We start from the raw sequence: 22,955 nt of genomic DNA on the forward strand, positions 1-22,955 counted from the left end.
ACCTGTTCAGACGGTGGCAATAATGGGGTCATGCTTGAATCGCCCCCACAACAGCGGCAGGTCGTCCGGGACGGCGCGATATTCGCCGATCTCGGACCAGCCGCCTGGGCCATGAAAGTCACTGCCGGCGCTGACCAGCAGACCAAATTCGCGGGCAAGAATCGCCAGGCTGCCCACCTGTTCGGCAGGTTGATGCCCGTTGACCACTTCGATAGCGTGGCCGCCGGCTCCAATATAGTCGCCTATCAGCTTGCGACGCTTGCTGCGGGTGAAATCGTAGTGCCAGGGATGCGCCAGGCTGACCCAGGCCCCGGAGGCACGCAAGGTCTCGACGGTGTCTTCGAGGGTCGGCCAATGCTGCTTCACATCGCCTAACTTGCCAGCGCCCAGCCATTTGCGAAAGGCTTCGGCGCGGTCTTTGACAAAACCTTCACGCACCATCCAGTCGGCAAAGTGCGGCCGGGCCGGCGCGTTGCCGCTATCGCCCAGTTCCTGCTGGATGGCGCGGGCGCCGTCGAGGGCGTTGGGCATGCCTTTAAGGCTGAGCTTGCGGCTTATTTCTTCGGACCGCAGCCAGCGGCCATCGTGCAAATCGGCGATGGCCTGCACCAGCGCCGGGGCCGTTTGATCGAAACCGTAGCCAAGTATATGAATGGTGGCACCGCCCCAGGTGCAGGACAATTCCACGCCGTTGACCAACTGCATGCCCAGGGCATGGGCCGCCGTGCGGGCTTCATCGATGCCTTCGAGGGTGTCGTGGTCGGTCAACGCCAGGACTCGCACGCCTTTTTCAAACGCACGCGCAACCAGTACCGCGGGCGCCAGGGCGCCGTCGGAGGCCGTGCTGTGGCAGTGCAAATCAACATTCACGGGGGTCTGTAACCTCAAGTCAGCTGGCGCTATCGCAACCAAGGATGTTTGTTATTATGCCGCCACATCCAGCTTCTGGCTCTTACTGTGAAACAATTCATCGACTTCATCCCGCTGTTGCTGTTTTTCATCGTTTACAAACTTGACCCTCGGGTCGTCGACGTGGCCGGCCATGAGCTCACCGTAGGCGGCATCTACAGCGCCACCGCCGTGCTGATCATCAGCTCCATCGTGGTCTATGGCGCCCTGTTCATTTCCCAGCGCAAACTGGAAAAAAGCCAATGGCTGACCCTGGTCGCGTGCCTGGTCTTCGGCAGCCTGACCCTGGCCTTCCACAGCGAGACCTTCCTTAAATGGAAAGCCCCGGTGGTGAACTGGCTGTTCGCACTGGCGTTCATCGGCAGCCACTTCATCGGCGACCGCCTGCTGATCAAGCGGATCATGGGCCACGCGCTGACCCTGCCGGAACCGGTCTGGGTACGCCTGAACGTGGCCTGGATCGTGTTTTTCATCTTCTGTGGCGCCGCCAACCTGTTCGTGGCGTTTACCTTCCAGGACTACTGGGTCGACTTCAAGGTGTTCGGCAGCCTGGGCATGACCGTGCTGTTCCTGGTCGGCCAGGGCATCTACCTGTCGCGCCACCTGCATGACACCGACCCTTCCACGCCGAAAACCGAGGACTGACATGCTCTACGCCATCATTGCCACCGACGTTGAAAACTCGCTGGAAAAACGCCTGTCCGTACGCCCGGCCCACGTCGAGCGCCTCAAGCAGCTGCAAGCCGAAGGCCGCATCGTCCTGGCCGGCCCGCACCCGGCCGTGGACAGCAACGACCCGGGCGACGCCGGTTTTACCGGCAGCCTGATCGTTGCCGAGTTCGCCTCACTGGCCGATGCCCAGGCTTGGGCCAAGGCTGATCCCTATGTCGCGGCAGGTGTCTATGCCGACGTGGTGATCAAACCCTTCAAGCAAGTCCTGCCTTGATCCGGGTTGCGTCGAACCTATTGAGTTCGGCGCACGCCAAATGGCTCATTATTCTCGGTAACCTGCCGACAACGTACTGAATATTCGTGTGGAATCAGGAGTTCCGATGCGCTTACGTCAGTTGTGTCTGTTGGCAGTGTTAATGATCGGGGCTACGGCCCACGCTGAAGAAACCTCGAACACCGGTAGCTCCACGCCCCTGTCCTTGAGCGCCGGCGCCCAGATCACCGAGTTGCAGCAACGCTTGAAAGACAGCGAGCGGCAACGTGAAGAGCTGAGCAAGCAACTGCAAAGCGCGGATGCTACTCGCGAAAGCGCTCAATTGAGTCGCCTTCGCCAAGAGAACCAACGGCTGACCCAGCAACTCAAAGATTCACAAAGCGGCGTCTTGACCCGATGGCTGACCGAGCAACAGCAATGGTTTGTCACTGGCGGGGCGGTCGCACTGATCGCCTTGCTGTGCGGGATCTTCGCCAGCGGGGGGCACCGTCGCCGTCGACAATGGCTAAATTGAGTGAGTCATGAGCGAGCTGTTACTGATAGATGATGACCAGGAGCTCTGTGAGCTGCTGACCAGTTGGTTGGGCCAGGAAGGTTTCCAGGTGCGCGCCTGCCACGATGGCCTGAGCGCGCGCAAAGCCTTGGCCGATAGCGCGCCCGCCGCGGTGGTGCTGGACGTGATGCTGCCCGACGGCAGTGGCCTGGAGTTGCTCAAGCAATTGCGCAACGACCACCCGGAGCTGCCGGTGCTGATGCTGTCGGCCCGCGGCGAACCCCTGGACCGTATCCTCGGCCTGGAACTGGGTGCCGACGACTACCTGGCCAAACCCTGCGACCCCCGCGAACTCACCGCGCGCCTGCGTGCCGTGTTGCGCCGCAGCCACCCGGCCGCCGTGTCGACCCAGCTGGAACTGGGCGACCTGTGCTTCAGCCCGGTGCGTGGCGTAGTCAGCATCGACGAACAGGAGTTCGCCCTCACCGTCTCCGAAAGCCGCCTGCTCGAAGCCTTGCTGCGCCAGCCCGGCGAGCCGCTGGATAAACAGGAACTGGCGCAGATCGCCCTGGGCCGCAAGTTGACCCTGTACGATCGCAGCCTGGACATGCACGTGAGTAACCTGCGCAAAAAGATCGGCCCTCACCCGGATGGCCGGCCGCGCATCGTGGCGTTGCGCAGCCGCGGCTATTACTACAGCCTTTGAGGCAGCTGCAAGTTTCAAGCGGCAAGCTGCAAGCTCTTCACTTGCAGCTTGCCGCTGAAAACTTGCCGCTGCCCCCCTCCCCCTTACCAAACCTTTACCCTCCCCTGACGGCGGCTGACCTTGCTCTGGGTAACCTACTCACATCCGGACTCACCGGAATAGAGACAGGAGATTCACCATGCGCAAGACCCTTATCGCTTTGATGTTCGCCGCTGCCCTGCCGACCGTTGCCATGGCCGCCATGCCCGAAGGCCCAGGCCCGATGGGCGAGCCTTCCGGCCACATGATGGGTGGCCCGGGCCACGGCGGTGAACACGGTCCGCGTGGCAAAGGCGGCCCCTTCAGCCAGCTGGACCTGAGCCGCGAACAGCGCGAGCAGATCGGCAAGCTGATGGGCGACCAATGGCACGCTCGCAAAGACCTGACCAGGAAGTACCTGGACAAACTCCCGGCCGCTGACCAGAAAGCCATGCAGGATGAAATCGCCGCCGGCCGTCAGAAAACCCAGGCCGATATCCGCGCCGTGCTCAAGCCGGACCAGCAGAAGAAGTTCGACGAGATCGTCAAGAAGCAAGAACAGCGGCGTGCCGAGTGGAAGGAATTCCAAGCCTGGAAAGCGCAACAGCCGCAAAAAGCGCAATAATGCCCTCGCGTTAGTGCTCCCAGCCCAGTGGCCCCCGCCACTGGGCTTTTCCAGTTTGAGGGTTTCCTGTGCGTTCATTGTTCTGGCGCATCCTGGCCAGTTTCTGGCTGGCCATCGCCTTGGTTGCCGGGCTGTCGATCCTGCTTGGGCACATGCTCAATCAAGATGCCTGGATTCTCAGCCGTCACCCTGGTCTCAATAACCTGGCCCAGGAGTGGACCCAACTCTACGAAGCCCAGGGTGAGGACGCCGCCCAGGACTTACTGCAACAGCGCAAGCGCCAGTACCACATCGACGTGCAAGTGCTGAACGAAAGCGGTGAGCCGGTGGTGCGCGGCACCTTCCCGCGCCGCGCCGCCGCCTTCGAAGCGCGGCAGAACGACGACAAAGACGGCCACCTGCCCTGGCGGCGCCTGACCGCCGAGTACACCAGCGAGAAAACCGGCGACACCTACCTGTTGATCTACCGTATCCCGCACCCGGAACTCGACCAGTGGCACCGCAGCAGCCTGACCTGGCCCTTGAGCGCCCTGGCCATTGCGCTGGTGGTGCTGACCCTGTTCAGCCTGTTCGTCACGTTATCCATCACCCGTCCGCTTAGCCGCCTGCGCGGCGCGGTGCATGACCTCGGCCAGGCCACCTATCAACAGAACAGCCTGGCGCGCCTGGCCAACCGTCGCGATGAGTTCGGCGTACTGGCCACCGACTTCAACCGCATGGGCGCACGCCTGCAAAGCCTGATCGCCAGTCAGCGCCAGTTGCTGCGCGACGTGTCCCACGAGCTGCGCTCGCCCCTGGCGCGTCTGCGCATCGCCCTGGCGTTGGCCGAACGCGCCGGCCCCGAAGAACGCGAAAAACTCTGGCCGCGCCTGACCCGCGAGTGCGACCGCCTCGAAGCATTGATCAGCGAAATCCTGGTGCTGGCCCGCGTGGATGCCGACAACGCCAGCGCCGAAGAGGTCGACCTCATCGCGCTGCTCAAGACCCTTCAGAAGGACGCCCAACTCAGCGCGCCGGACCAGGTGGTGCAACTGAGCACCGACAGCGACCTGCACCTGAAGGGCTGGCCGACCATGATTGAGCGCGCGGTGGATAACCTGCTGCGCAATGCCCAACGCTTCAACCCGCCCGACCAATCGATCCAATTGCAGGCACAGCGCCAGGGCGACCGCATCCTGATCAGCGTGCGCGACCATGGCCCCGGCGTCGACGCCGAACACCTGAGCCAACTGGGCGAACCGTTCTACCGCGCCCCCGGCCAGACCGCCCAGGGCCACGGCCTCGGGCTGGCGATTGCGCGGCGCGCCGCCGAACGCCATGGCGGCAGCCTGATCCTGGCCAACCACCCCGACGGCGGGTTTATCGCCAGCATCGACCTGCCGTTGGAACCGGGGGTTACCACTGCGGTGTGATGATCTCTTATAGTGGCCCTTCTCTTACGGAGGGCCTTTGATGACTGACTTGCTGACTCCCATCCAAGCCGCACTCGATCTACCGCCAACGCCCCTGACCCTTACCGAAACCGGCGCTCTGCCTTCGACCTTCGCGGTGACCGAACTGGCCGGCGCCAGCATCGGCGTCGCCGGCCAGGCCGTGGCCGAACTGATCCGGCAACAGACCGGGCGCCTGCCCAGCGTGAGTGTCGACCGGCGCCTCGCCTCGTTCTGGTTCTCCTCATCGATTCGCCCGGTGGGCTGGCAAGTACCGCCCCTGTGGGACCCGGTGGCCGGTGACTACGCCAGCGCCGATGGCTGGATTCGCCTGCACACCAACGCGCCCCATCACCGTGCCGCCGCTGAACGGGTACTCGGCAAGGTCGCGGACCGCGCCGCAATGGCCGCAAACGTCGCCGGCTGGCAGGCCGCCGAACTGGAGCAGGCGATTGTCGAGGCCGGCGGCTGCGCGGCGCAGATGCGCACGTGGCGGGCCTGGCAAACCCATCCGCAGGGGTTGGCGGTGAACGCCGAGGACTTGATCCAGCGCCAGACGGTCGAGACGACCCGCGACACACCCTGGCTCGGCTCGGTGGCCCGCCCGCTGACGGGTATCAAGGTCCTGGACCTGACGCGCGTATTGGCCGGGCCCGTGGCCAGTCGTTTTCTCTCCGGCCTGGGCGCGGATGTGCTGCGTATCGACTCACCCACCTGGAACGAACCCGGCGTGGTGCCGGAAATGACATTGGGTAAACGTTGCGCCCGGTTGGACCTCAAGCAGACCGCAGACCGCCAGGTGTTTGAAAGCCTGCTCAAGGGCGCCGACATCCTGTTCCACGGTTACCGCGCCGACGCCCTGGAGCAACTCGGCTACACCACCGGCCAACTGCAAGCCCTCGCCCCCGGCCTGATCGACGTCAGCCTCAACGCCTACGGCTGGAGCGGCCCGTGGCGCAATCGCCGGGGTTTCGACAGCCTGGTGCAGATGAGCAGCGGCATCGCCGAGGCGGGCATGGCCTGGAAACAATCGGATAAACCGGTGCCGCTGCCGTTGCAGGCGCTGGATCACGCGACCGGGTATTTGATGGCGGCCAGTGCGATTCGGGCATTGAGCGAACGGCTGAAAACCGGGCGTGGCGGTTCGGCGCGCTTGTCGTTGGCGCGTACGGCAAAGTTGTTAGTGGAGGCAGGACAGGTGCCAGAGCAACCGGCGTTGCGGGCTGAAGCGCCGGGGGATCAGGGGTTGGTGGTGGAACAAACAGCCTGGGGCCAGGCCCATCGGTTGTTGGCGCCGTTGACCATCAGCGGCACGCCGTTGCAGTGGGATTTGCCGGCTGGGGAATTGGGGGCGCACCGGCCGCAGTGGTGACTTGACCACCGCAATCGCAGCATAGGTATCTACGCAACTTTGGCGTGGCCCTGGACCTGTGGTGAGGGAGCGTGCTCCTGTGACGGCCTGACAGCTGAGGAGGATGTTGGCTCAACGAGTACATATCCATTCCTGCGGTAACGGCCACTTAGGGTTACGCCCTTACGGCGTGTCACTTTTGTAAAGGCACAAAAGTAACCAAAAGGCCCACGCCCAACACTCGGCACCTCGCCTAGGCTCGGTGTGCCCGTAATCCGACATTGATTTGGGGGGGCGCCTGAGATCAAGATCAAGATCAAAAGCCAGAGCAACAGCCAGAGCAACAGCGTAAGAACAAGCAGTTGTGTAGATACCTATGCCGTGATGAGGCCATAACTATCACCATCAATCCCCCCTGCTCAACGACGTCCACAAATGCTGCGCCGCATAAGCCCTGAGCGGCCGCCAAGCCTCAGCACGCGCCCACAACTGCCGCGCCGAAACCGGCCCACCTTCCAACGCCACCAACGCATTGATCAACCCGATATCCCCTGTCGCAAACGCATCCGCCTCGCGCATCTGGCGCATGGCGATGTACTGCGCCGTCCAGTCACCAATCCCCGGCAAGGCCACCAGCCGTGCCACGCCTTCCTTGAGGCTGGCCTTGGGTTCGAACACTTCAGGATCATCCAGCAATGCCTGCGCGACACCCGACAACGTGCGCCCGCGCGCCTTGGGCATGCCCAAGGTCGCCAGGTCCGCCGCCGCCAATACTTCGGGCGTGGGAAAAACATGAGTGATACCGGTGTGCGGCGTTTCCAGCGGCTGGCCGTACTGCGCCACTAACTTGCCCGCCAAACGAATCGCGGCCACTACCGTGATCTGCTGGCCCAGCACTGCCCGAATCGCCAATTCCAGCCCTTCCCAACTACCCGGGACGCGAAGGCCGGGACGCGCTGCAACCAGTTGCGCCATCAATGGGTCCGTCGCCAATTGCGCGTTAATCAGTTCGGGCTGCGCATCCAGATCAAACAGCTTGCGCAGGCGCCGTTCGATCTCAGGCAGCGCCGCAGTCTCTGGAAACTCCACCCCAACGTCCAACCAATCGCCAGCCCCCGGCGCCACGCTGATCCAGCCGTGCTGGCCGCTCACGCTGATACTGCGCCGGTAGATGCCAGCTTCTACCGTCTCCATCCCAGCAATAGCCCGCGCCGATAAAAAACCCACCATCGCCGCCCAGTCATAAGGCGGCTGATACGCCAGTCTCACAACGACAACCCCCCGCTATACAGCCCATACGCCGCCAGCCCGGCGCCAGCGATCACGCAGCTGAAAATGCCTTTTTCCAGTTGGGTAAACAAGGGCTGGCCCTGCTCACGCTTGGCGAGGGCAAACAGGATCACGCCCGGTGCATACAGCAGTGCCGACAGCAGCAGGTACTTCAAGCCGCCAGCGTAGAGCAGCCATACCGCATACCCCAGGGCAATCAACCCCACCAGCAAGTCCTTCAGGCGCTGGCCCTGGGCGCCTTCATAGGTTTCACCGCGCCCGCTCAACAACACCGCATAGGCCGCCGACCACAGGTACGGCACCAGGATCATCGACGAGGCCAAATAAATCAGCGTGGTGTAGGTGCTCTGGGAGAACAGCGTGATCACCAGGAACGCCTGGATCATCAGATTGGTCAGCCACAGCGCGTTGACCGGCACCTGGTTGGCGTTTTCCTTTTTCAGGAAAGCCGGCATGGTCTTGTCATGGGCCGTGGCGTAGAGGATTTCCGCGCAGAGCAGCGCCCACGACAGCAACGCGCCCAGCAGCGACACCGCCAGGCCGAGGCTGATGAGCAGGGCGCCCCAGGGCCCGACGATGTGCTCGAGCACGCCCGCCAACGACGGGTTTTGCAGACCGGCCAATTCCGACTGGCTCATGACGCCCAGGGACAGCACATTGACCATCACCAGCAGCGCCAGCACGCCGAGAAAACCAATCACCGTGGCCCGGCCGACGTCCGCGCGTTTCTCGGCCCGCGCTGAATACACACTGGCGCCTTCGATGCCGATAAACACAAACACCGTGACCAGCATCATGTTGCGCACCTGATCCACCACGCTGCCGAATTGCGGGTTGCCCAGGCCCCAGATATCGCGGGTGAAGACATCGGCCTTGAACGCCACGGCGGCGATCACGATAAACATCAGCAGCGGCACGATCTTCGCCACCGTGGTGACCTGGTTGATGAACGCCGCCTCCTTGATCCCGCGCAGCACCAGAAAGTGCACAGCCCACAGCAGCACCGACGCACACCCGATGGCCACCGGCGTATTGCCTTGGCCAAACACCGGGAAAAAGTAGCCAAGGGTGCTGAACAGCAACACGAAATAACCGACGTTGCCCATCCACGCACTGATCCAATAACCCCAGGCCGACGAAAATCCCATGTAGTCGCCAAACCCGGCCTTGGCGTAGGCATACACCCCGGAGTCCAGTTCGGGCTTGCGGTTGGCCAGGGTCTGGAACACGAACGCGAGGGTCAACATGCCCACGGCGGTGATCGCCCAGCCAATCAGCACAGCGCCCACCTCGGCCCGCGCCGCCATGTTTTGCGGCAGGGAAAAAATCCCCCCGCCAATCATCGACCCCACCACCAGGGCGATCAGGGCGCTGAGTCGAAGTTTCTGGGCCGGTTGAGACATGCACACTCCTGAAATACTTAATTGCGGACAATCGTGCACTCAACTTAATTAATTCAGCGAGTGCGGCGTTTATTAGTAATGGCGATAAAAGCCCCGCGTTCATAACCCAGCGGCATGACAGTTTATAACGCTCAGACGTATTTATAATTTAAATACGTCGAATACTTCAGCCTTTTCAAGCGACTTGCCGGTTTGCTCTCTAAACGTTTTGCACATTCAACAAAACGGTCTAGCGTCAAACGTCCATACGTAGCACTCAATAAGTGACCAACACGCAGGCACCGCTCTGGAAAGCGGCTTTGCGCGCACAAGTATTGCTCAGGGATTTGCAGCCTAAGTCATTAATCCACAATGGAATGTGCCAATGAAGTGATCTGAGTCAGCTGTTTGATTAGCGCACGGAATTATTCTGTGGTCTCTCTTCTCCTGCATTGGAGTTATGCGATGTCTGAATCTTGCGGAAAACTTCGCTTAGGCGCACTGGTTGCGCTGGTCGTTGGCTCAATGATTGGTGGCGGTATTTTCTCCCTGCCGCAAAACATGGCGGCCAGCGCCGATGTAGGCGCCGTGCTGATCGGTTGGGTGATTACCGCCGTGGGCATGTTGACCCTCGCGTTCGTGTTCCAGACCCTGGCCAACCGCAAGCCCGACCTCGACGGCGGCGTGTACGCCTACGCCAAGGCCGGGTTTGGCGACTACATGGGTTTCTCGTCGGCCTGGGGCTACTGGATCAGTGCCTGGCTGGGCAACGTCGGTTACTTCGTGCTGCTGTTCAGCACCCTCGGTTATTTTTTCCCGATCTTCGGCGAAGGCAACACGCCGGCTGCCGTGATTGGCGCTTCCGTGTTGCTGTGGGCCGTGCACTTCCTGGTGCTGCGCGGGATCAAGGAAGCGGCGTTCATCAACCTGGTGACCACGGTGGCCAAGGTTGTGCCGCTGGTGCTGTTCGTGTTGATCGCAGTGTTCGCGTTCAAGCTGGAGATCTTCACCGCTGACATCTGGGGCGTGAAAAACCCCGACCTGGGCAGCGTGATGAACCAGGTGCGCAACATGATGCTGGTCACCGTGTGGGTGTTCATCGGCATCGAAGGCGCGAGCATCTTCTCGGCACGCGCCGAAAAGCGCAGCGACGTGGGCAAGGCCACCGTGATCGGTTTTATCACCGTGCTGCTGTTCCTGATGCTGGTGAACGTACTGTCCCTGGGCATCATGACCCAGCCGGAATTGGCCAAGTTGCAGAACCCGTCGATGGCCGCCGTGCTGGAACATGTGGTGGGCCACTGGGGCGCGGTGTTGATCAGCGTCGGCTTGATCGTCTCGTTGCTGGGTGCGCTGCTGTCGTGGGTGCTGCTGTGCGCGGAGATCATGTTCGCCGCGGCCAAGGACCACACCATGCCCGAGTTCCTGCGCAAGGAAAACGCCAACCATGTGCCGGCCAACGCCCTGTGGCTGACCAACGCCATGGTCCAGGTGTTCCTGGTGATCACGCTGTTTTCCGCCAGCACTTACCTGTCGCTGATCTATCTCGCCACCTCGATGATCCTGGTGCCCTACCTGTGGTCGGCGGCCTATGCCCTGCTGTTGGCGGTACGCGGCGAGACCTACGAAAACGCCCTCAAGGAGCGCCGCAAAGACCTGTTCATCGGTGCCGTCGCGCTGATCTACGCGGTGTGGCTGCTCTACGCCGGCGGCACCAAGTACCTGCTGCTCTCCGCCCTGCTCTATGCGCCCGGCGCGATCCTGTTCGCCAAGGCCAAGCATGAACTGGGCAAACCCATTTTCACCAACGTCGAGAAGCTGATTTTCGCCGCAGTGGTCATTGGCGCCCTGGTGGCGGCCTATGGGCTCTATGACGGTTTCTTAACGTTGTAACTGTTGTTCATTGGAGGATCTGTAATGACCACGGAAAAAGTGAAGTACGGCGTACATTCCGAAGCCGGCAAACTGCGCAAAGTCATGGTGTGCTCCCCAGGCTTGGCCCACCAGCGGCTGACCCCCAACAACTGCGATGAACTGCTGTTCGATGACGTGCTGTGGGTGGCCCAGGCCAAGCGCGACCATTTCGACTTCGTGACCAAGATGCGCGAGCGGGACATCGATGTGCTGGAAATGCACAACCTGCTGACCGACATCGTTGCCAACCCTGAAGCCCTGGACTGGATCCTGGCGCGCAAGATCACCGCCAACACCGTGGGCCTGGGCCTGGTCGAGGAAGTCGGCTCGTGGCTGCGCAGCCTGGAACCGCGCAAGATCGCCGAGTACCTGATCGGCGGTGTATCGGCCGACGACCTGCCCGGCAGCTTCGGTGGCAAGACCATCGAGATGTTCCGCGATTTCCTCGGCCACGCAAGCTTCATCCTGCCGCCGCTGCCCAACACCCAGTTCACCCGCGACACCACTTGCTGGATCTACGGCGGCGTGACGCTCAACCCGATGTACTGGCCGGCGCGACGCCAGGAAACCCTGCTGGCCAGCGCCATCTATAAATTCCACCCCGAGTTCACCAATGCCGACTTCCAGATCTGGTACGGCGACCCCGACCAGGAACACGGCGCCGCCACGCTGGAAGGCGGTGACGTGATGCCGATTGGCAACGGCGTGGTGTTGATCGGCATGGGCGAGCGCTCGTCCCACCAGGCCATCGGCCAACTGGCGCGCAACCTGTTCAAGAACAACGCCGTGGAACGCGTAATCGTGGCCGGCCTGCCCAAATCCCGCGCGGCGATGCACCTGGACACCGTGTTCAGCTTCTGCGACCGCGACCTGGTCACCGTCTTCCCCGAAGTGGTCAACCAGATCGTGCCGTTCACCCTGCGCCCTGACGACAGCAAGCCGCACGGCATCGATATCCAGCGCGAGAAAACCAACTTCCTCGAAACCGTGGCCGCCGCCCTCAACCTCAAGGCGCTGCGCGTGGTCGAGACCGGCGGCAACAGCTTCGCCGCCGAACGCGAGCAATGGGACGACGGCAACAACGTGGTGGCCGTGGAGCCAGGCGTGGTGATCGGCTACGACCGCAACACCTACACCAACACCTTGCTGCGCAAGGCCGGCGTGGAAGTCATCACCATCAGCGCCGGTGAGCTCGGCCGTGGCCGTGGCGGCGGCCACTGCATGACCTGCCCGATCATCCGCGACCCAATCGACTATTAAGGAGATTCCATCATGGCTTTCAATATGCGCAACCGCAGCCTGCTGTCGCTGATGCACCACACCACCCGCGAGCTGAACTACCTGCTGGACCTGTCCCGCGACCTCAAACGCGCCAAATACACCGGCACCGAGCGTCCGCACCTGCAGGGCAAGAATATCGCGCTGATCTTCGAAAAAACTTCGACGCGCACCCGTTGCGCCTTCGAAGTGGCGGCCCATGACCAAGGTGCCCACGTCACCTACATCGACCCGGTGTCGTCGCAGATCGGCCACAAAGAAAGCATGAAAGACACCGCCCGCGTATTGGGCCGAATGTTCGACGCCATTGAATACCGTGGTTTCGAACAGGACATCGTCGAAGAACTGGCCAAGTTCGCCGGCGTGCCGGTGTTCAACGGCCTCACCGCCGAATTCCACCCGACCCAAATGATCGCCGACACCCTGACCATGCGCGAACACAGCGACAAGCCGCTGCATGACATCAGCTACGCCTACCTGGGCGACGCCCGCTACAACATGGGCAACTCGCTGCTGATGATCGGCGCCAAGCTCGGCATGGACGTGCGCATCGGCGCGCCGAAAGCCCTGTGGCCACATGACGACTTCATCAAGCAATGCCAGGCGTTCGCCGAAGAGAGCGGCGCGCGCATCACCATCACCGAAGACCCTGCCGAGGCGGTGAAGGGCGTGGACTTCATCCACACCGATATCTGGGTGTCCATGGGCGAGCCGGTGGAAGCCTGGGACGAGCGCATCGAGCAATTGCTGCCGTACCAGGTCAACGCCAGGATGATGAAAGCCTCGGGCAACCCACGGGTGAAATTCATGCACTGCCTGCCGGCGTTCCACAACAGCGAAACCAAGGTCGGCAAGGACATCGCCGCACGGTATCCGAACCTGGCCAATGGCGTGGAAGTGACCGAAGAAGTGTTCGAGTCGCCGGCCAACATTGCCTTTGAGCAGGCGGAAAACCGCATGCATACCATCAAGGCGATCCTGGTGTCGGCGTTGGCGGATATCTAAAGGCTACACGGGTTAAGTGCGGGAGGGGGCAAGCTCCCCTCCCACATTTGGTCCTGTGTTCGCAACATCGAACTCTAGAAGGACATTCCTTATGCGCATCGTCGTAGCCCTGGGCGGCAACGCCCTCCTGCGCCGTGGTGAACCCATGACCGCGGACAACCAACGCGCCAATATCCGTATCGCCACCGAACAGATCGCCAAGATCCACCCCGGCAACGAACTGGTGATCGCCCACGGCAATGGTCCGCAGGTCGGCCTGTTGTCGTTGCAGGCGGCGGCCTACACCAGCGTGTCGCCCTACCCGCTGGACGTGCTGGGCGCCGAAACCGAAGGCATGATCGGCTACATCATCGAACAGGAACTGGGCAATCTGCTGGACGTTGAAGTGCCCTTCGCCACCTTGCTCACCCAAGTGGAAGTCGACGCCAAGGACCCCGCCTTCCAGAACCCCACCAAGCCGATCGGCCCGGTGTACACCAAGGCCGAAGCGGAAAAACTCGCCGCCGAAAAAGGCTGGGCGATCGCGCCGGATGGCGACAAATACCGCCGTGTGGTCGCCAGCCCGCGCCCGAAACGCATCTTCGAAATTCGTCCGATCAAATGGCTGCTGGAGAAACAAGCCATCGTGATCTGCGCCGGCGGCGGCGGTATCCCGACGATGTATGACGAAGACGGCAAGCTCACAGGCATTGAAGCGGTGATCGACAAGGACCTGTGCTCATCCTTGCTGGCCGCGCAACTGGACGCCGATCTGCTGGTGATCGCCACCGACGTCAACGCAGCGTTTATCGACTACGGCAAGCCGACCCAGAAAGCCATCGCCCAGGCCCACCCCGACGCCATGGAAGACCTCGGCTTCGCCGCCGGCTCCATGGGCCCCAAGGTCCAAGCCGCCTGCGAGTTCGCCCGCCAGACTGGCAAAACTGCGGTGATCGGTTCACTCTCGGACATCGAAGCCATCGTCCAGGGCAACGCCGGTACACGCATCAGCACGGCAACACCTGGCATCACCTATCTGTGAAGTAGAGGAGATACGCCTATGGCTACCTTTGAACCCGGTCATCTGCATGTCGAACGCCATGCGCTGAACAAGGACGACGTCAGCTACGACCTGTGCCTGGACTACGAAGTCGTCACGGATAAAAGCGAGGGCAAAGGCATGCAGTTCACCCTGCATGGCAGCGTCCAGGGCAAGGACATGAAGGAAACGTTCTTTCTGCCCAAGGATCAGGCCTACAACTTCGCCAGCAACGTGACCCGGATTGTCGAGAAATACGGCATCCCCAAAAACCACAGCAGCGTGGGATCGGACCACAAGCACTACGATCTGATGTTTGAAGATGTGCGGCATCAGTTGGACATGAAATCCGGCGACCCGGTCAAGCCCGAACACCTGGCGTAACTCGGTCCAAATGTGGGAGGGGGCTTGCTCCCGATAGCAGTGTTTCAGTCACTGTATTTATTGGCTGATACACCGCTATCGGGAGCAAGCCCCCTCCCACATTTTGATCTCCATCATTTGTCAGATTTCACCTGCGCCCCGCGCCAAGGCATACTTGCCGCCTCCAGCTCTCCAGAATTGCCAATCGCCCCATGCGTATCCACGTCAGCTTCATCGACCGAGTCGGCATCACCCAGGAAGTCCTGGCCTTGCTCGGTGGGCGCAATCTCAACCTGGATGCGGTGGAAATGGTGCCGCCCAACGTCTACATCGACGCGCCGACCCTCAGCGCCAAGGTGCTGGAAGAGCTGCGCGATGCGCTGTTCAGCGTGCACGGCGTGCAAGCGGTGACGGTGGTGGACATTCTTCCCGGCCAACGCCGCCACCTGCAACTCGACGCCCTGCTGGCCGCCATGACCGACCCGGTGCTGGCCCTGGACAGCGCGGGCAAGATCCTGCTGGCCAACCCGGCGCTGATCGCCCTCTACGGGCGCGAACCGGCCGGTGAGAGTATCGCCGAACTGTTCAGCGACCCCGCGCTGCTGGAGACCTTGCTGGAAAACGGCTTTCGTTTGCCCCTGCGCGAGATCAGTGTCAACGGCCAGACCCTGCTGCTGGACGCGACGCCGATCACCGACGCCGGCGCCCTGCTGACCCTGTACCAACCCAACCGTATCGGCGAACAACTCTCGGCGCTGCACCATGACCATGCCGAAGGCTTTGATGCGCTGCTCGGTGAGTCGCCGGTCATCCGCACCCTCAAGGCGCGTGCGCAGCGAGTGGCGGCCCTGGATGCACCGCTGTTGATCCAGGGCGAAACCGGCACCGGCAAGGAACTCGTGGCGCGCGCCTGCCATGCCACCAGCGCGCGCCAGAGTGCGCCGTTTCTGGCGTTGAACTGCGCGGCGCTGCCGGAGAACCTCGCCGAAAGCGAGCTGTTCGGTTATGCACCGGGCGCCTTCACCGGCGCCCAGCGCGGCGGCAAGCCAGGGCTGATGGAACTGGCCAACCAGGGCACGGTGTTCCTTGATGAGATCGGCGAGATGTCGCCGTACCTGCAGGCCAAACTGCTGCGGTTTCTCAACGACGGCAGTTTTCGCCGGGTAGGGGGCGATCGTGAAGTGAAGGTCAATGTGCGCATCCTCAGCGCCACCCACCGCGACCTAGAAAAAATGGTCAGCGAAGGCACCTTCCGCGAAGACCTGTTCTATCGCCTCAACGTCCTCAACGTCGAAGTACCGCCCCTGCGTGCACGCGGCCAGGACATCCTGCTGCTGGCCCGCTACTTCATGCAGCAGGCGTGTGCGCAGATCCAGCGTCCGGTGTGCCGCCTGGCACCCGGCACCTATCCGGCGCTGCTGGGCAACCGCTGGCCGGGCAACGTACGCCAGTTGCAGAACGTCATCTTCCGCGCCGCCGCCATCTGCGAAAGCAGCCTGGTGGACATCGGCGATCTGGACATCGCCGGCACCTCGGTTGCACGCCAGAACGACGGCGAAATCGACAGCCTGGAACAGGCCATGGAAGACTTCGAGCGCGACCTGCTGGAGAAGCTCTACACCAGCTACCCCTCGACCCGCCAACTGGCCAGCCGGTTGCAGACTTCGCACACCGCAATCGCCCATCGCCTGCGCAAGTACGGCATCCCCAACAAGCCCTGATTTCAAAGGAAATGGGATCTGAATGTGAAATACAAACCAGTGTGGAGGGGGCTTGCTCCCGATAGCAGTGTGTCAGTCAATTCATATGTCACTGATACACCGCAATCGGAAGCAAGTCGAATCGTCGCACCGCCCCTCCCACATTGACCGCATTTTTGGTCCAAGAACGACATCCCGTGTACTGAAAGCGCTACAGCGTAACGATATCGCTACAACCCTGCTTTTTACGCGCCATGCAAGGCTTTGATCCACATAGGCTTTTTTTCCAAGGCTCAACTGTAGCGAAATCGCTACAGACAAATGGCATAACCTCATAACCAATTTTATTAACTCATTGAAATATAAAGAATTAATAACGTTGGCCGCGTTCTTGCTAAGCAACTCCCCATTATCCCAATCCCGTCCACCAGACGATTCTGGCCCCGAGGAGTTTCCATGAGCGAGTTGCGTTTCACTGAAGATCACGAATGGCTGCGCGCCGAAGCCGATGGCAGCGTTACCGTGGGCATTACCGCTTTTGCGCAGAACGCGCTGGGCGATGTGGTTTTCGTGCAACTGCCTGAGCTGCAGGCCTACGACAAGGGCGCTGAAGCGTCCACCGTGGAATCGGTAAAAGCCGCCAGCGGCGTGTACATGCCTTTGGACGGTGAAGTGCTGGAAGTGAACGACACACTCGACGCCAGCCCGGAGCTGGTCAATGAAGACCCGATGGGCGAAGGCTGGTTCTTCCGCTTTAAACCAGCCGATGCCGGTGCAGTGGCTAAGCTGTTGGATCAGGATGCGTACGACCGCCTGATCAAAGCCAATGCCCAAGCCTGAGGAGCGCGCCATGAGTATTAATTTGAGCACCGCCAACGAATTCATCGCCCGCCACATCGGCCCGCGCCAGGCAGACGAGCAACAAATGCTCGCAAGCCTGGGCTTTGATTCCCTCGAAGCCCTGAGCGCCAGCGTGATCCCCGAAAGCATCAAGGGCACCAGCGTGCTCGGCCTGGAAGACGGCCTGAGCGAAGCCGAGGCCCTGGCCAAGATCAAAGCCATCGCCAGCCAGAACCAACTGTTCAAGACCTACATCGGCCAGGGCTACTACAACTGTCACACACCGTCGCCGATCCTGCGCAACCTGCTGGAAAACCCGGCCTGGTACACCGCCTACACCCCGTACCAGCCAGAGATATCCCAAGGCCGCCTGGAAGCGCTGCTGAACTTCCAGACCCTGATCAGCGACCTCACCGGCCTGCCGATCGCCAACGCATCCCTGCTCGACGAAGCCACCGCCGCCGCCGAAGCCATGACCTTCTGCAAGCGCCTGAGCAAGAACAAGGGCAGCAACGCCTTCTTCGCCTCCGTGCACAGCCACCCGCAGACCCTTGACGTGCTGCGCACCCGCGCCGAGCCGCTGGGCATCGACGTGGTGGTGGGTGATGAGCGCGAGCTGACCGACGTGAGCGCTTTCTTCGGCGCCCTGCTGCAATACCCGGCGAGCAACGGTGATGTGTTCGACTACCGTGCGCTGACCGAACGCTTCCACGCCGCCAACGCCCTGGTCGCCGTGGCCGCCGACCTGCTGGCCCTGACCCTGCTGACCCCGCCGGGTGAGTTCGGCGCCGACGTGGCCATCGGCAGCGCGCAACGCTTCGGCGTGCCGCTGGGCTTCGGTGGCCCGCACGCGGCGTACTTCTCCACCAAGGATGCGTTCAAGCGCGACATGCCGGGCCGTCTGGTCGGCGTGTCCGTCGACCGTTTCGGCAAGCCGGCCCTGCGCCTGGCCATGCAGACCCGCGAGCAACATATCCGCCGCGAGAAAGCCACCAGCAACATCTGCACCGCCCAAGTGCTGCTCGCCAACATCGCCAGCATGTACGCCGTGTACCACGGGCCTGAAGGCCTGACCCAGATCGCCCAGCGCATTCACCAACTGACCGCGATCCTGGCCAAGGGCCTGACCGCCCTGGGCCTCAAGGTCGAACAAGAAAACTTCTTCGACACCCTCACGCTCAACACCGGCGCCAACACTGCCGCCCTGCACGACAAGGCCCGCGCCCAGCGCATCAACCTGCGTGTGGTGGATGCCGAGCGTGTCGGCCTGTCGGTCGACGAAACCACCACCCAGGCCGATATCGAAACCCTGTGGGCGATCTTCGCCGACGGCAAGGCCCTGCCGGCTTTCGCCCAGGCAGAAAGCGCCCTGCCGGCCGCGCTGCTGCGCCAGTCGCCGATCCTCAGCCACCCGGTGTTCAACCGCTACCATTCGGAAACCGAGCTGATGCGCTACCTGCGCAAGCTGGCGGACAAAGACCTGGCGCTGGACCGCACCATGATCCCGCTGGGCTCGTGCACCATGAAGCTCAACGCCGCCAGCGAAATGATCCCGGTGACCTGGGCCGAATTCGGTGCCCTGCACCCGTTCGCCCCGGCCGAACAAAGCGCCGGCTACCTGCAACTGACCGCCGACCTGGAAGCCATGCTCTGTGCGGCCACCGGTTACGACGCGATCTCCCTGCAACCGAACGCCGGTTCCCAGGGTGAGTACGCAGGCCTGTTGGCCATTCGTGCCTATCACCAGAGCCGTGGCGAAGCCCGCCGCGATATCTGCCTGATCCCATCGTCCGCCCACGGCACCAACCCCGCCACCGCCAACATGGCCGGCATGCGCGTGGTCGTGACCGCCTGCGACGCGCGCGGCAACGTCGACATCGAAGACCTGCGCGCCAAGGCCATCGAGCACCGCGAACACCTCGCCGCGCTGATGATCACCTACCCGTCCACCCATGGCGTGTTCGAGGAAGGCATCCGCGAAATCTGCGCGATCATCCACGACAACGGCGGCCAGGTGTACATCGATGGCGCCAACATGAACGCGATGGTCGGCCTCTGCGCACCGGGCAAGTTCGGCGGCGATGTGTCCCACCTGAACCTGCACAAGACCTTCTGCATTCCCCACGGCGGTGGCGGCCCGGGCGTCGGCCCGATCGGCGTCAAGTCGCACCTCACGCCGTTCCTGCCCGGTCACGCGGCCATGGAACGCAAGGAAGGCGCGGTCTGCGCCGCACCGTTCGGCAGCGCGAGCATTTTGCCGATTACCTGGATGTACATCAGCATGATGGGCGGCGCGGGCCTCAAGCGCGCTTCGCAGTTGGCGATCCTGAATGCCAACTACATTTCGCGTCGCCTCGAAGAGCATTACCCGGTGCTCTACACCGGCAGCAACGGCCTGGTGGCGCATGAATGCATCCTCGACCTGCGCCCGCTCAAGGACAGCAGCGGCATCAGCGTGGATGACGTAGCCAAGCGCCTGATCGATTTTGGCTTCCATGCACCAACCATGTCGTTCCCGGTGGCCGGCACCTTGATGATCGAACCGACCGAAAGTGAATCCAGGGAAGAACTGGACCGCTTCTGTGACGCGATGATCGCCATCCGCGAAGAGATCCGCGCGGTGGAAAACGGCACCCTGGACAAGGACGACAACCCGCTCAAGAACGCGCCGCATACCGCCGCTGAAATCGTCGGTGAATGGAGCCACCCGTACAGCCGCGAGCAGGCGGTGTACCCGGTTGCGTCGCTGGTCGAAGGCAAGTACTGGCCGCCGGTGGGCCGGGTCGACAACGTGTTCGGCGATCGTAACCTCGTCTGCGCATGCCCATCGATCGAGAGTTACGCGTAACTTAAGGGTCAACTCGATCAAATGTGGGAGCAAGTCGAATCGTCGCACCGCCCCTCCCACACTTGACCGAGTACGATCTCAAGAATAATAAGAAACCGGAGAACAACTCATGTCTTTAAGCGTGTTCGACCTGTTCAAGATTGGCATCGGCCCCTCCAGCTCCCACACCGTCGGCCCGATGCGCGCCGCCGCTCGATTCGTCGAGGGCCTCAAGCGCGACAACCTGTTGAGCACCACCACCGGCATCAAGGTGGAACTCTACGGGTCGCTGGGCGCCACCGGCAAAGGCCACGGCAGTGACAAGGCCGTGCTGCTTGGCCTCGAAGGCGAACACCCGGACACCGTGAACACCGAAACCGTGGCCGCGCGCCTGGCGCAGATGCGCGGCAACGGCCGCTTGAACCTGCTCGGCGAACACAGCATTGCGTTCAACGAGAAAGAACACCTGGCGATGATTCGCAAACCCCTCGCCTACCACCCCAACGGCATGATCTTTCGCGCCTTCGATGCGGCCGGCATCCAGGTCCGCAGCCGCGAGTACTACTCGGTCGGCGGCGGTTTTGTGGTGGATGAAGACGCCGCCGGCGCCGACCGGATTGTCGAGGACACCACCCCCCTGACTTTCCCGTTCAAGCACGCCAAGGACCTGCTCGGTCATTGCACCACCTATGGCCTGTCGATCAGCCAAGTGATGCTGACCAATGAAAGTGCCTGGCGCCCGGAAGCGCAAACCCGCGCCGGCCTGTTGAACATCTGGCAAGTGATGCAGGACTGCGTGGACGCGGGCTGTCGCAATGAAGGGATTCTGCCGGGGGGCTTGAAGGTCAAGCGGCGCGCGGCGGCCCTGCATCGCCAGTTATGCAAGCACCCGGAGTCGGCGCTGCGCGACCCTTTGTCGGTGCTCGATTGGGTGAACCTGTATGCGCTGGCGGTCAACGAAGAGAACGCCAACGGCGGGCGCGTGGTCACCGCGCCCACTAACGGTGCCGCCGGGATCGTGCCGGCGGTATTGCATTACTACATGCGTTTTATCCCCGGCGCGAACGAAGACGGCGTGGTGCGTTTTCTGCTCACCGCCGCCGCCATCGGCATTTTGTACAAGGAAAACGCCTCGATCTCCGGTGCCGAAGTCGGCTGCCAGGGCGAAGTCGGCGTGGCCTGTTCCATGGCCGCGGGTGCCTTGTGCGAAGTGTTGGGCGGCAGCGTGTCGCAGGTGGAAAACGCCGCCGAGATCGGCATGGAACACAACCTCGGCCTGACCTGCGACCCGATTGGCGGGCTGGTGCAGGTGCCCTGTATCGAGCGCAACGCCATGGGCTCGGTCAAGGCGATCAATGCGGTGCGCATGGCCTTGCGCGGTGACGGACAGCACTTCGTGTCCCTCGACAAGGTGATCCGCACCATGCGCCAGACCGGCGCCGATATGAAAAGCAAATACAAGGAAACCGCCCGTGGCGGTTTGGCGGTCAACATTATCGAGTGCTGACGCCTCAAGGCGCGCTGGCACGTTTTTCAGGAGCTGAACATGTCCACCGAAACCCTGTTGAAAACCCCCTTGCACGCGCTGCACCTGGAACTGGGTGCGCGCATGGTGCCCTTCGCCGGCTACGACATGCCGGTGCAGTACCCGCTGGGTGTGATGAAGGAACACTTGCACACCCGTGATCAGGCCGGGTTGTTCGACGTCTCCCACATGGGCCAGATCCGCCTCACCGGTGCCAACGCGGCCAAGGCCCTGGAAACCCTGGTGCCCGTCGACATCATCGACCTACCGGTGGGCATGCAGCGCTACGCCATGTTCACCAACGAACAAGGCGGCATCCTCGACGACCTGATGGTCGCCAACCTGGGCAACGACGAGCTGTTCCTGGTGGTCAACGCCGCCTGCAAGGACCAGGACCTGGCGCACCTGCGCGCGCATATCGGCGACCAGTGCACCGTCGAGCCACTGTTCGAAGCCCGCACGTTGCTGGCCCTGCAAGGTCCGGCCGCGGTGAAAGTGCTGGCGCGCCTGGCACCGGAAGTCAGCAAGATGACCTTCATGCAGTTCGCCGCGCTGCGCCTGCTGGGCGTGGACTGCTACGTCAGCCGTTCGGGTTACACCGGCGAAGACGGTTTTGAAATCTCGGTACCGGCAGCCAGCGCCGAAAGCCTGGCGCGCAGCCTGCTGGCCGAGACCGAAGTCGAGGCCATTGGCCTGGGCGCCCGCGACTCCCTGCGCCTGGAAGCCGGCCTGTGCCTGTATGGCCACGACATGAACGCCGAGACCACGCCGATCGAGGCCAGCCTGCTGTGGGCGATGTCCAAGGCCCGTCGTGCCGACGGCGTACGTGCCGGCGGCTTCCCCGGCGCCGACCGCATCTTCACCCAGCAACAAACCGGGGTCAGCCGCAAACGCGTGGGCCTGCTGCCGCAGGAACGCACGCCAGTACGTGAAGGCGCGGAAATCGTTGACGCAGAGGGCACCGTGATCGGCAGCGTGTGCAGCGGCGGTTTTGGCCCATCCCTGGGCGGCCCTCTGGCCATGGGTTACCTGGACAGCGCATTCACCGCACTGGATACCGAAGTGTCCGCGTTGGTGCGTGGGAAAAGGGTGCCACTTCGTGTAAGTAAAATGCCATTTGTGCCGCAGCGTTACTATCGCGGCTGAGTAACTGTTCCCATAAGTAACGCGGTTGCGTCAGCGTGCACTAAGCTGTAACGCAACCGCCATAAAACAGTGCACTCACGATAGTCATTGTTATAGGTATCCACCTATAACAAGTGACCAACTCTATCGAATAAGTCGGTTCCGGATTATTCAACGAAGCGTCATGAAACCGAGCAAAGCCTGGGGTTT

At 62.2% G+C, this 22,955-nt stretch carries 20 protein-coding genes; 17 read left to right on the plus strand and 3 right to left on the minus strand.

From position 1 onward, the window contains the following. Nucleotides 1-6: 6 nt before the first annotated feature. Complete coding sequence (locus tag PSH66_RS23175) at nt 7-870, minus strand: PHP domain-containing protein (RefSeq protein ID WP_305427708.1); 864 nt, start codon at nt 868-870, stop codon at nt 7-9. 87 nt (nt 871-957) lie between these two features. On the opposite strand from PSH66_RS23175, the gene PSH66_RS23180 reads away from it, so the two are divergent. The 7 genes from PSH66_RS23180 to PSH66_RS23210 all read left to right on the plus strand — a co-directional run bounded on the left by PSH66_RS23180 (nt 958) and on the right by PSH66_RS23210 (nt 6,499). After that, nucleotides 958-1,554: a septation protein A gene (locus PSH66_RS23180; RefSeq protein ID WP_141063324.1), complete on the plus strand. Its 597-nt coding sequence runs from the start codon at nt 958-960 to the stop codon at nt 1,552-1,554. 1 nt (nt 1,555) lies between these two features. Then, nucleotides 1,556-1,855, plus strand: a complete 300-nt coding sequence (locus PSH66_RS23185; protein WP_003175766.1) for a YciI family protein — start codon at nt 1,556-1,558, stop codon at nt 1,853-1,855. Nucleotides 1,856-1,961: 106 nt separating this feature from the next. Then, complete coding sequence (locus PSH66_RS23190; RefSeq protein WP_003175767.1) at nt 1,962-2,369, plus strand: hypothetical protein; 408 nt, start codon at nt 1,962-1,964, stop codon at nt 2,367-2,369. A 7-nt stretch (nt 2,370-2,376) separates the two neighbouring features. Beyond that, nucleotides 2,377-3,054 carry a response regulator transcription factor gene (locus tag PSH66_RS23195; RefSeq protein WP_003175768.1) on the plus strand — a complete coding sequence of 226 codons (678 nt, stop codon included), beginning with the start codon at nt 2,377-2,379 and terminating at the stop codon, nt 3,052-3,054. Between the two features lie 178 nt (nt 3,055-3,232). Next, nucleotides 3,233-3,697: a hypothetical protein gene (locus PSH66_RS23200; RefSeq protein WP_003175769.1), complete on the plus strand. Its 465-nt coding sequence runs from the start codon at nt 3,233-3,235 to the stop codon at nt 3,695-3,697. A 68-nt stretch (nt 3,698-3,765) separates the two neighbouring features. Further along, the gene (locus PSH66_RS23205; protein ID WP_305427709.1) at nt 3,766-5,109 is read left to right on the plus strand and encodes a HAMP domain-containing sensor histidine kinase; all 1,344 of its coding nucleotides are present in this window, start codon (nt 3,766-3,768) and stop codon (nt 5,107-5,109) included. A 40-nt stretch (nt 5,110-5,149) separates the two neighbouring features. Next, entirely contained in the window at nt 5,150-6,499 is a 1,350-nt protein-coding gene (locus PSH66_RS23210) for a CoA transferase (protein ID WP_305427710.1), read from the plus strand. Between the two features lie 384 nt (nt 6,500-6,883). Here PSH66_RS23210 and PSH66_RS23215 read toward each other — a convergent pair whose 3' ends face one another. Both PSH66_RS23215 and arcD (PSH66_RS23220) read right to left on the minus strand, forming a co-directional pair. Then, nucleotides 6,884-7,747 (minus strand): DNA-3-methyladenine glycosylase, encoded by an 864-nt coding sequence (locus PSH66_RS23215; protein ID WP_305427711.1) that lies wholly within the window; start codon nt 7,745-7,747, stop codon nt 6,884-6,886. Next, on the minus strand, nt 7,744-9,171 hold the full coding sequence (arcD, locus tag PSH66_RS23220; RefSeq protein ID WP_305427712.1) for an arginine-ornithine antiporter: 1,428 nt from the start codon (nt 9,169-9,171) through the stop codon (nt 7,744-7,746). The genes PSH66_RS23215 and arcD (PSH66_RS23220) overlap by 4 nt, the downstream gene beginning before the upstream one ends. Before the next feature lie 444 nt (nt 9,172-9,615). On the opposite strand from arcD (PSH66_RS23220), the gene arcD (PSH66_RS23225) reads away from it, so the two are divergent. The 10 genes from arcD (PSH66_RS23225) to gcvT all read left to right on the plus strand — a co-directional run bounded on the left by arcD (PSH66_RS23225) (nt 9,616) and on the right by gcvT (nt 22,766). Beyond that, complete coding sequence (gene arcD / locus PSH66_RS23225) at nt 9,616-11,043, plus strand: arginine-ornithine antiporter (RefSeq protein WP_003175774.1); 1,428 nt, start codon at nt 9,616-9,618, stop codon at nt 11,041-11,043. 24 nt (nt 11,044-11,067) lie between these two features. Next, a complete protein-coding gene (gene arcA, locus PSH66_RS23230) occupies nt 11,068-12,324 on the plus strand; it encodes an arginine deiminase (RefSeq protein WP_305427713.1) in 1,257 nt (418 codons plus the stop codon). A gap of 12 nt (nt 12,325-12,336) precedes the next feature. After that, nucleotides 12,337-13,347 (plus strand): ornithine carbamoyltransferase, encoded by a 1,011-nt coding sequence (locus tag PSH66_RS23235; protein WP_003175776.1) that lies wholly within the window; start codon nt 12,337-12,339, stop codon nt 13,345-13,347. A 91-nt stretch (nt 13,348-13,438) separates the two neighbouring features. Beyond that, nucleotides 13,439-14,368 carry a carbamate kinase gene (gene arcC, locus PSH66_RS23240; RefSeq protein WP_078825864.1) on the plus strand — a complete coding sequence of 310 codons (930 nt, stop codon included), beginning with the start codon at nt 13,439-13,441 and terminating at the stop codon, nt 14,366-14,368. A gap of 18 nt (nt 14,369-14,386) precedes the next feature. Beyond that, complete coding sequence (locus PSH66_RS23245; protein ID WP_141063330.1) at nt 14,387-14,749, plus strand: DUF5064 family protein; 363 nt, start codon at nt 14,387-14,389, stop codon at nt 14,747-14,749. A 191-nt stretch (nt 14,750-14,940) separates the two neighbouring features. Continuing rightward, entirely contained in the window at nt 14,941-16,449 is a 1,509-nt protein-coding gene (locus PSH66_RS23250; RefSeq protein ID WP_003175779.1) for a sigma-54-dependent transcriptional regulator, read from the plus strand. Nucleotides 16,450-16,884: 435 nt separating this feature from the next. Continuing rightward, nucleotides 16,885-17,268, plus strand: a complete 384-nt coding sequence (gcvH, locus tag PSH66_RS23255; protein WP_003175781.1) for a glycine cleavage system protein GcvH — start codon at nt 16,885-16,887, stop codon at nt 17,266-17,268. A gap of 10 nt (nt 17,269-17,278) precedes the next feature. Further along, complete coding sequence (gene gcvP / locus PSH66_RS23260; protein WP_305427714.1) at nt 17,279-20,116, plus strand: aminomethyl-transferring glycine dehydrogenase; 2,838 nt, start codon at nt 17,279-17,281, stop codon at nt 20,114-20,116. 109 nt (nt 20,117-20,225) lie between these two features. After that, nucleotides 20,226-21,602 (plus strand): L-serine ammonia-lyase, encoded by a 1,377-nt coding sequence (locus PSH66_RS23265; RefSeq protein WP_003175784.1) that lies wholly within the window; start codon nt 20,226-20,228, stop codon nt 21,600-21,602. Nucleotides 21,603-21,641: 39 nt separating this feature from the next. Then, the gene (gene gcvT / locus PSH66_RS23270; protein ID WP_305427715.1) at nt 21,642-22,766 is read left to right on the plus strand and encodes a glycine cleavage system aminomethyltransferase GcvT; all 1,125 of its coding nucleotides are present in this window, start codon (nt 21,642-21,644) and stop codon (nt 22,764-22,766) included. The last annotated feature ends 189 nt before the right edge of the window (nt 22,767-22,955 follow it).

This window comes from Pseudomonas sp. FP597, from assembly GCF_030687435.1.
Lineage (GTDB): Bacteria > Pseudomonadota > Gammaproteobacteria > Pseudomonadales > Pseudomonadaceae > Aquipseudomonas > Aquipseudomonas lactucae.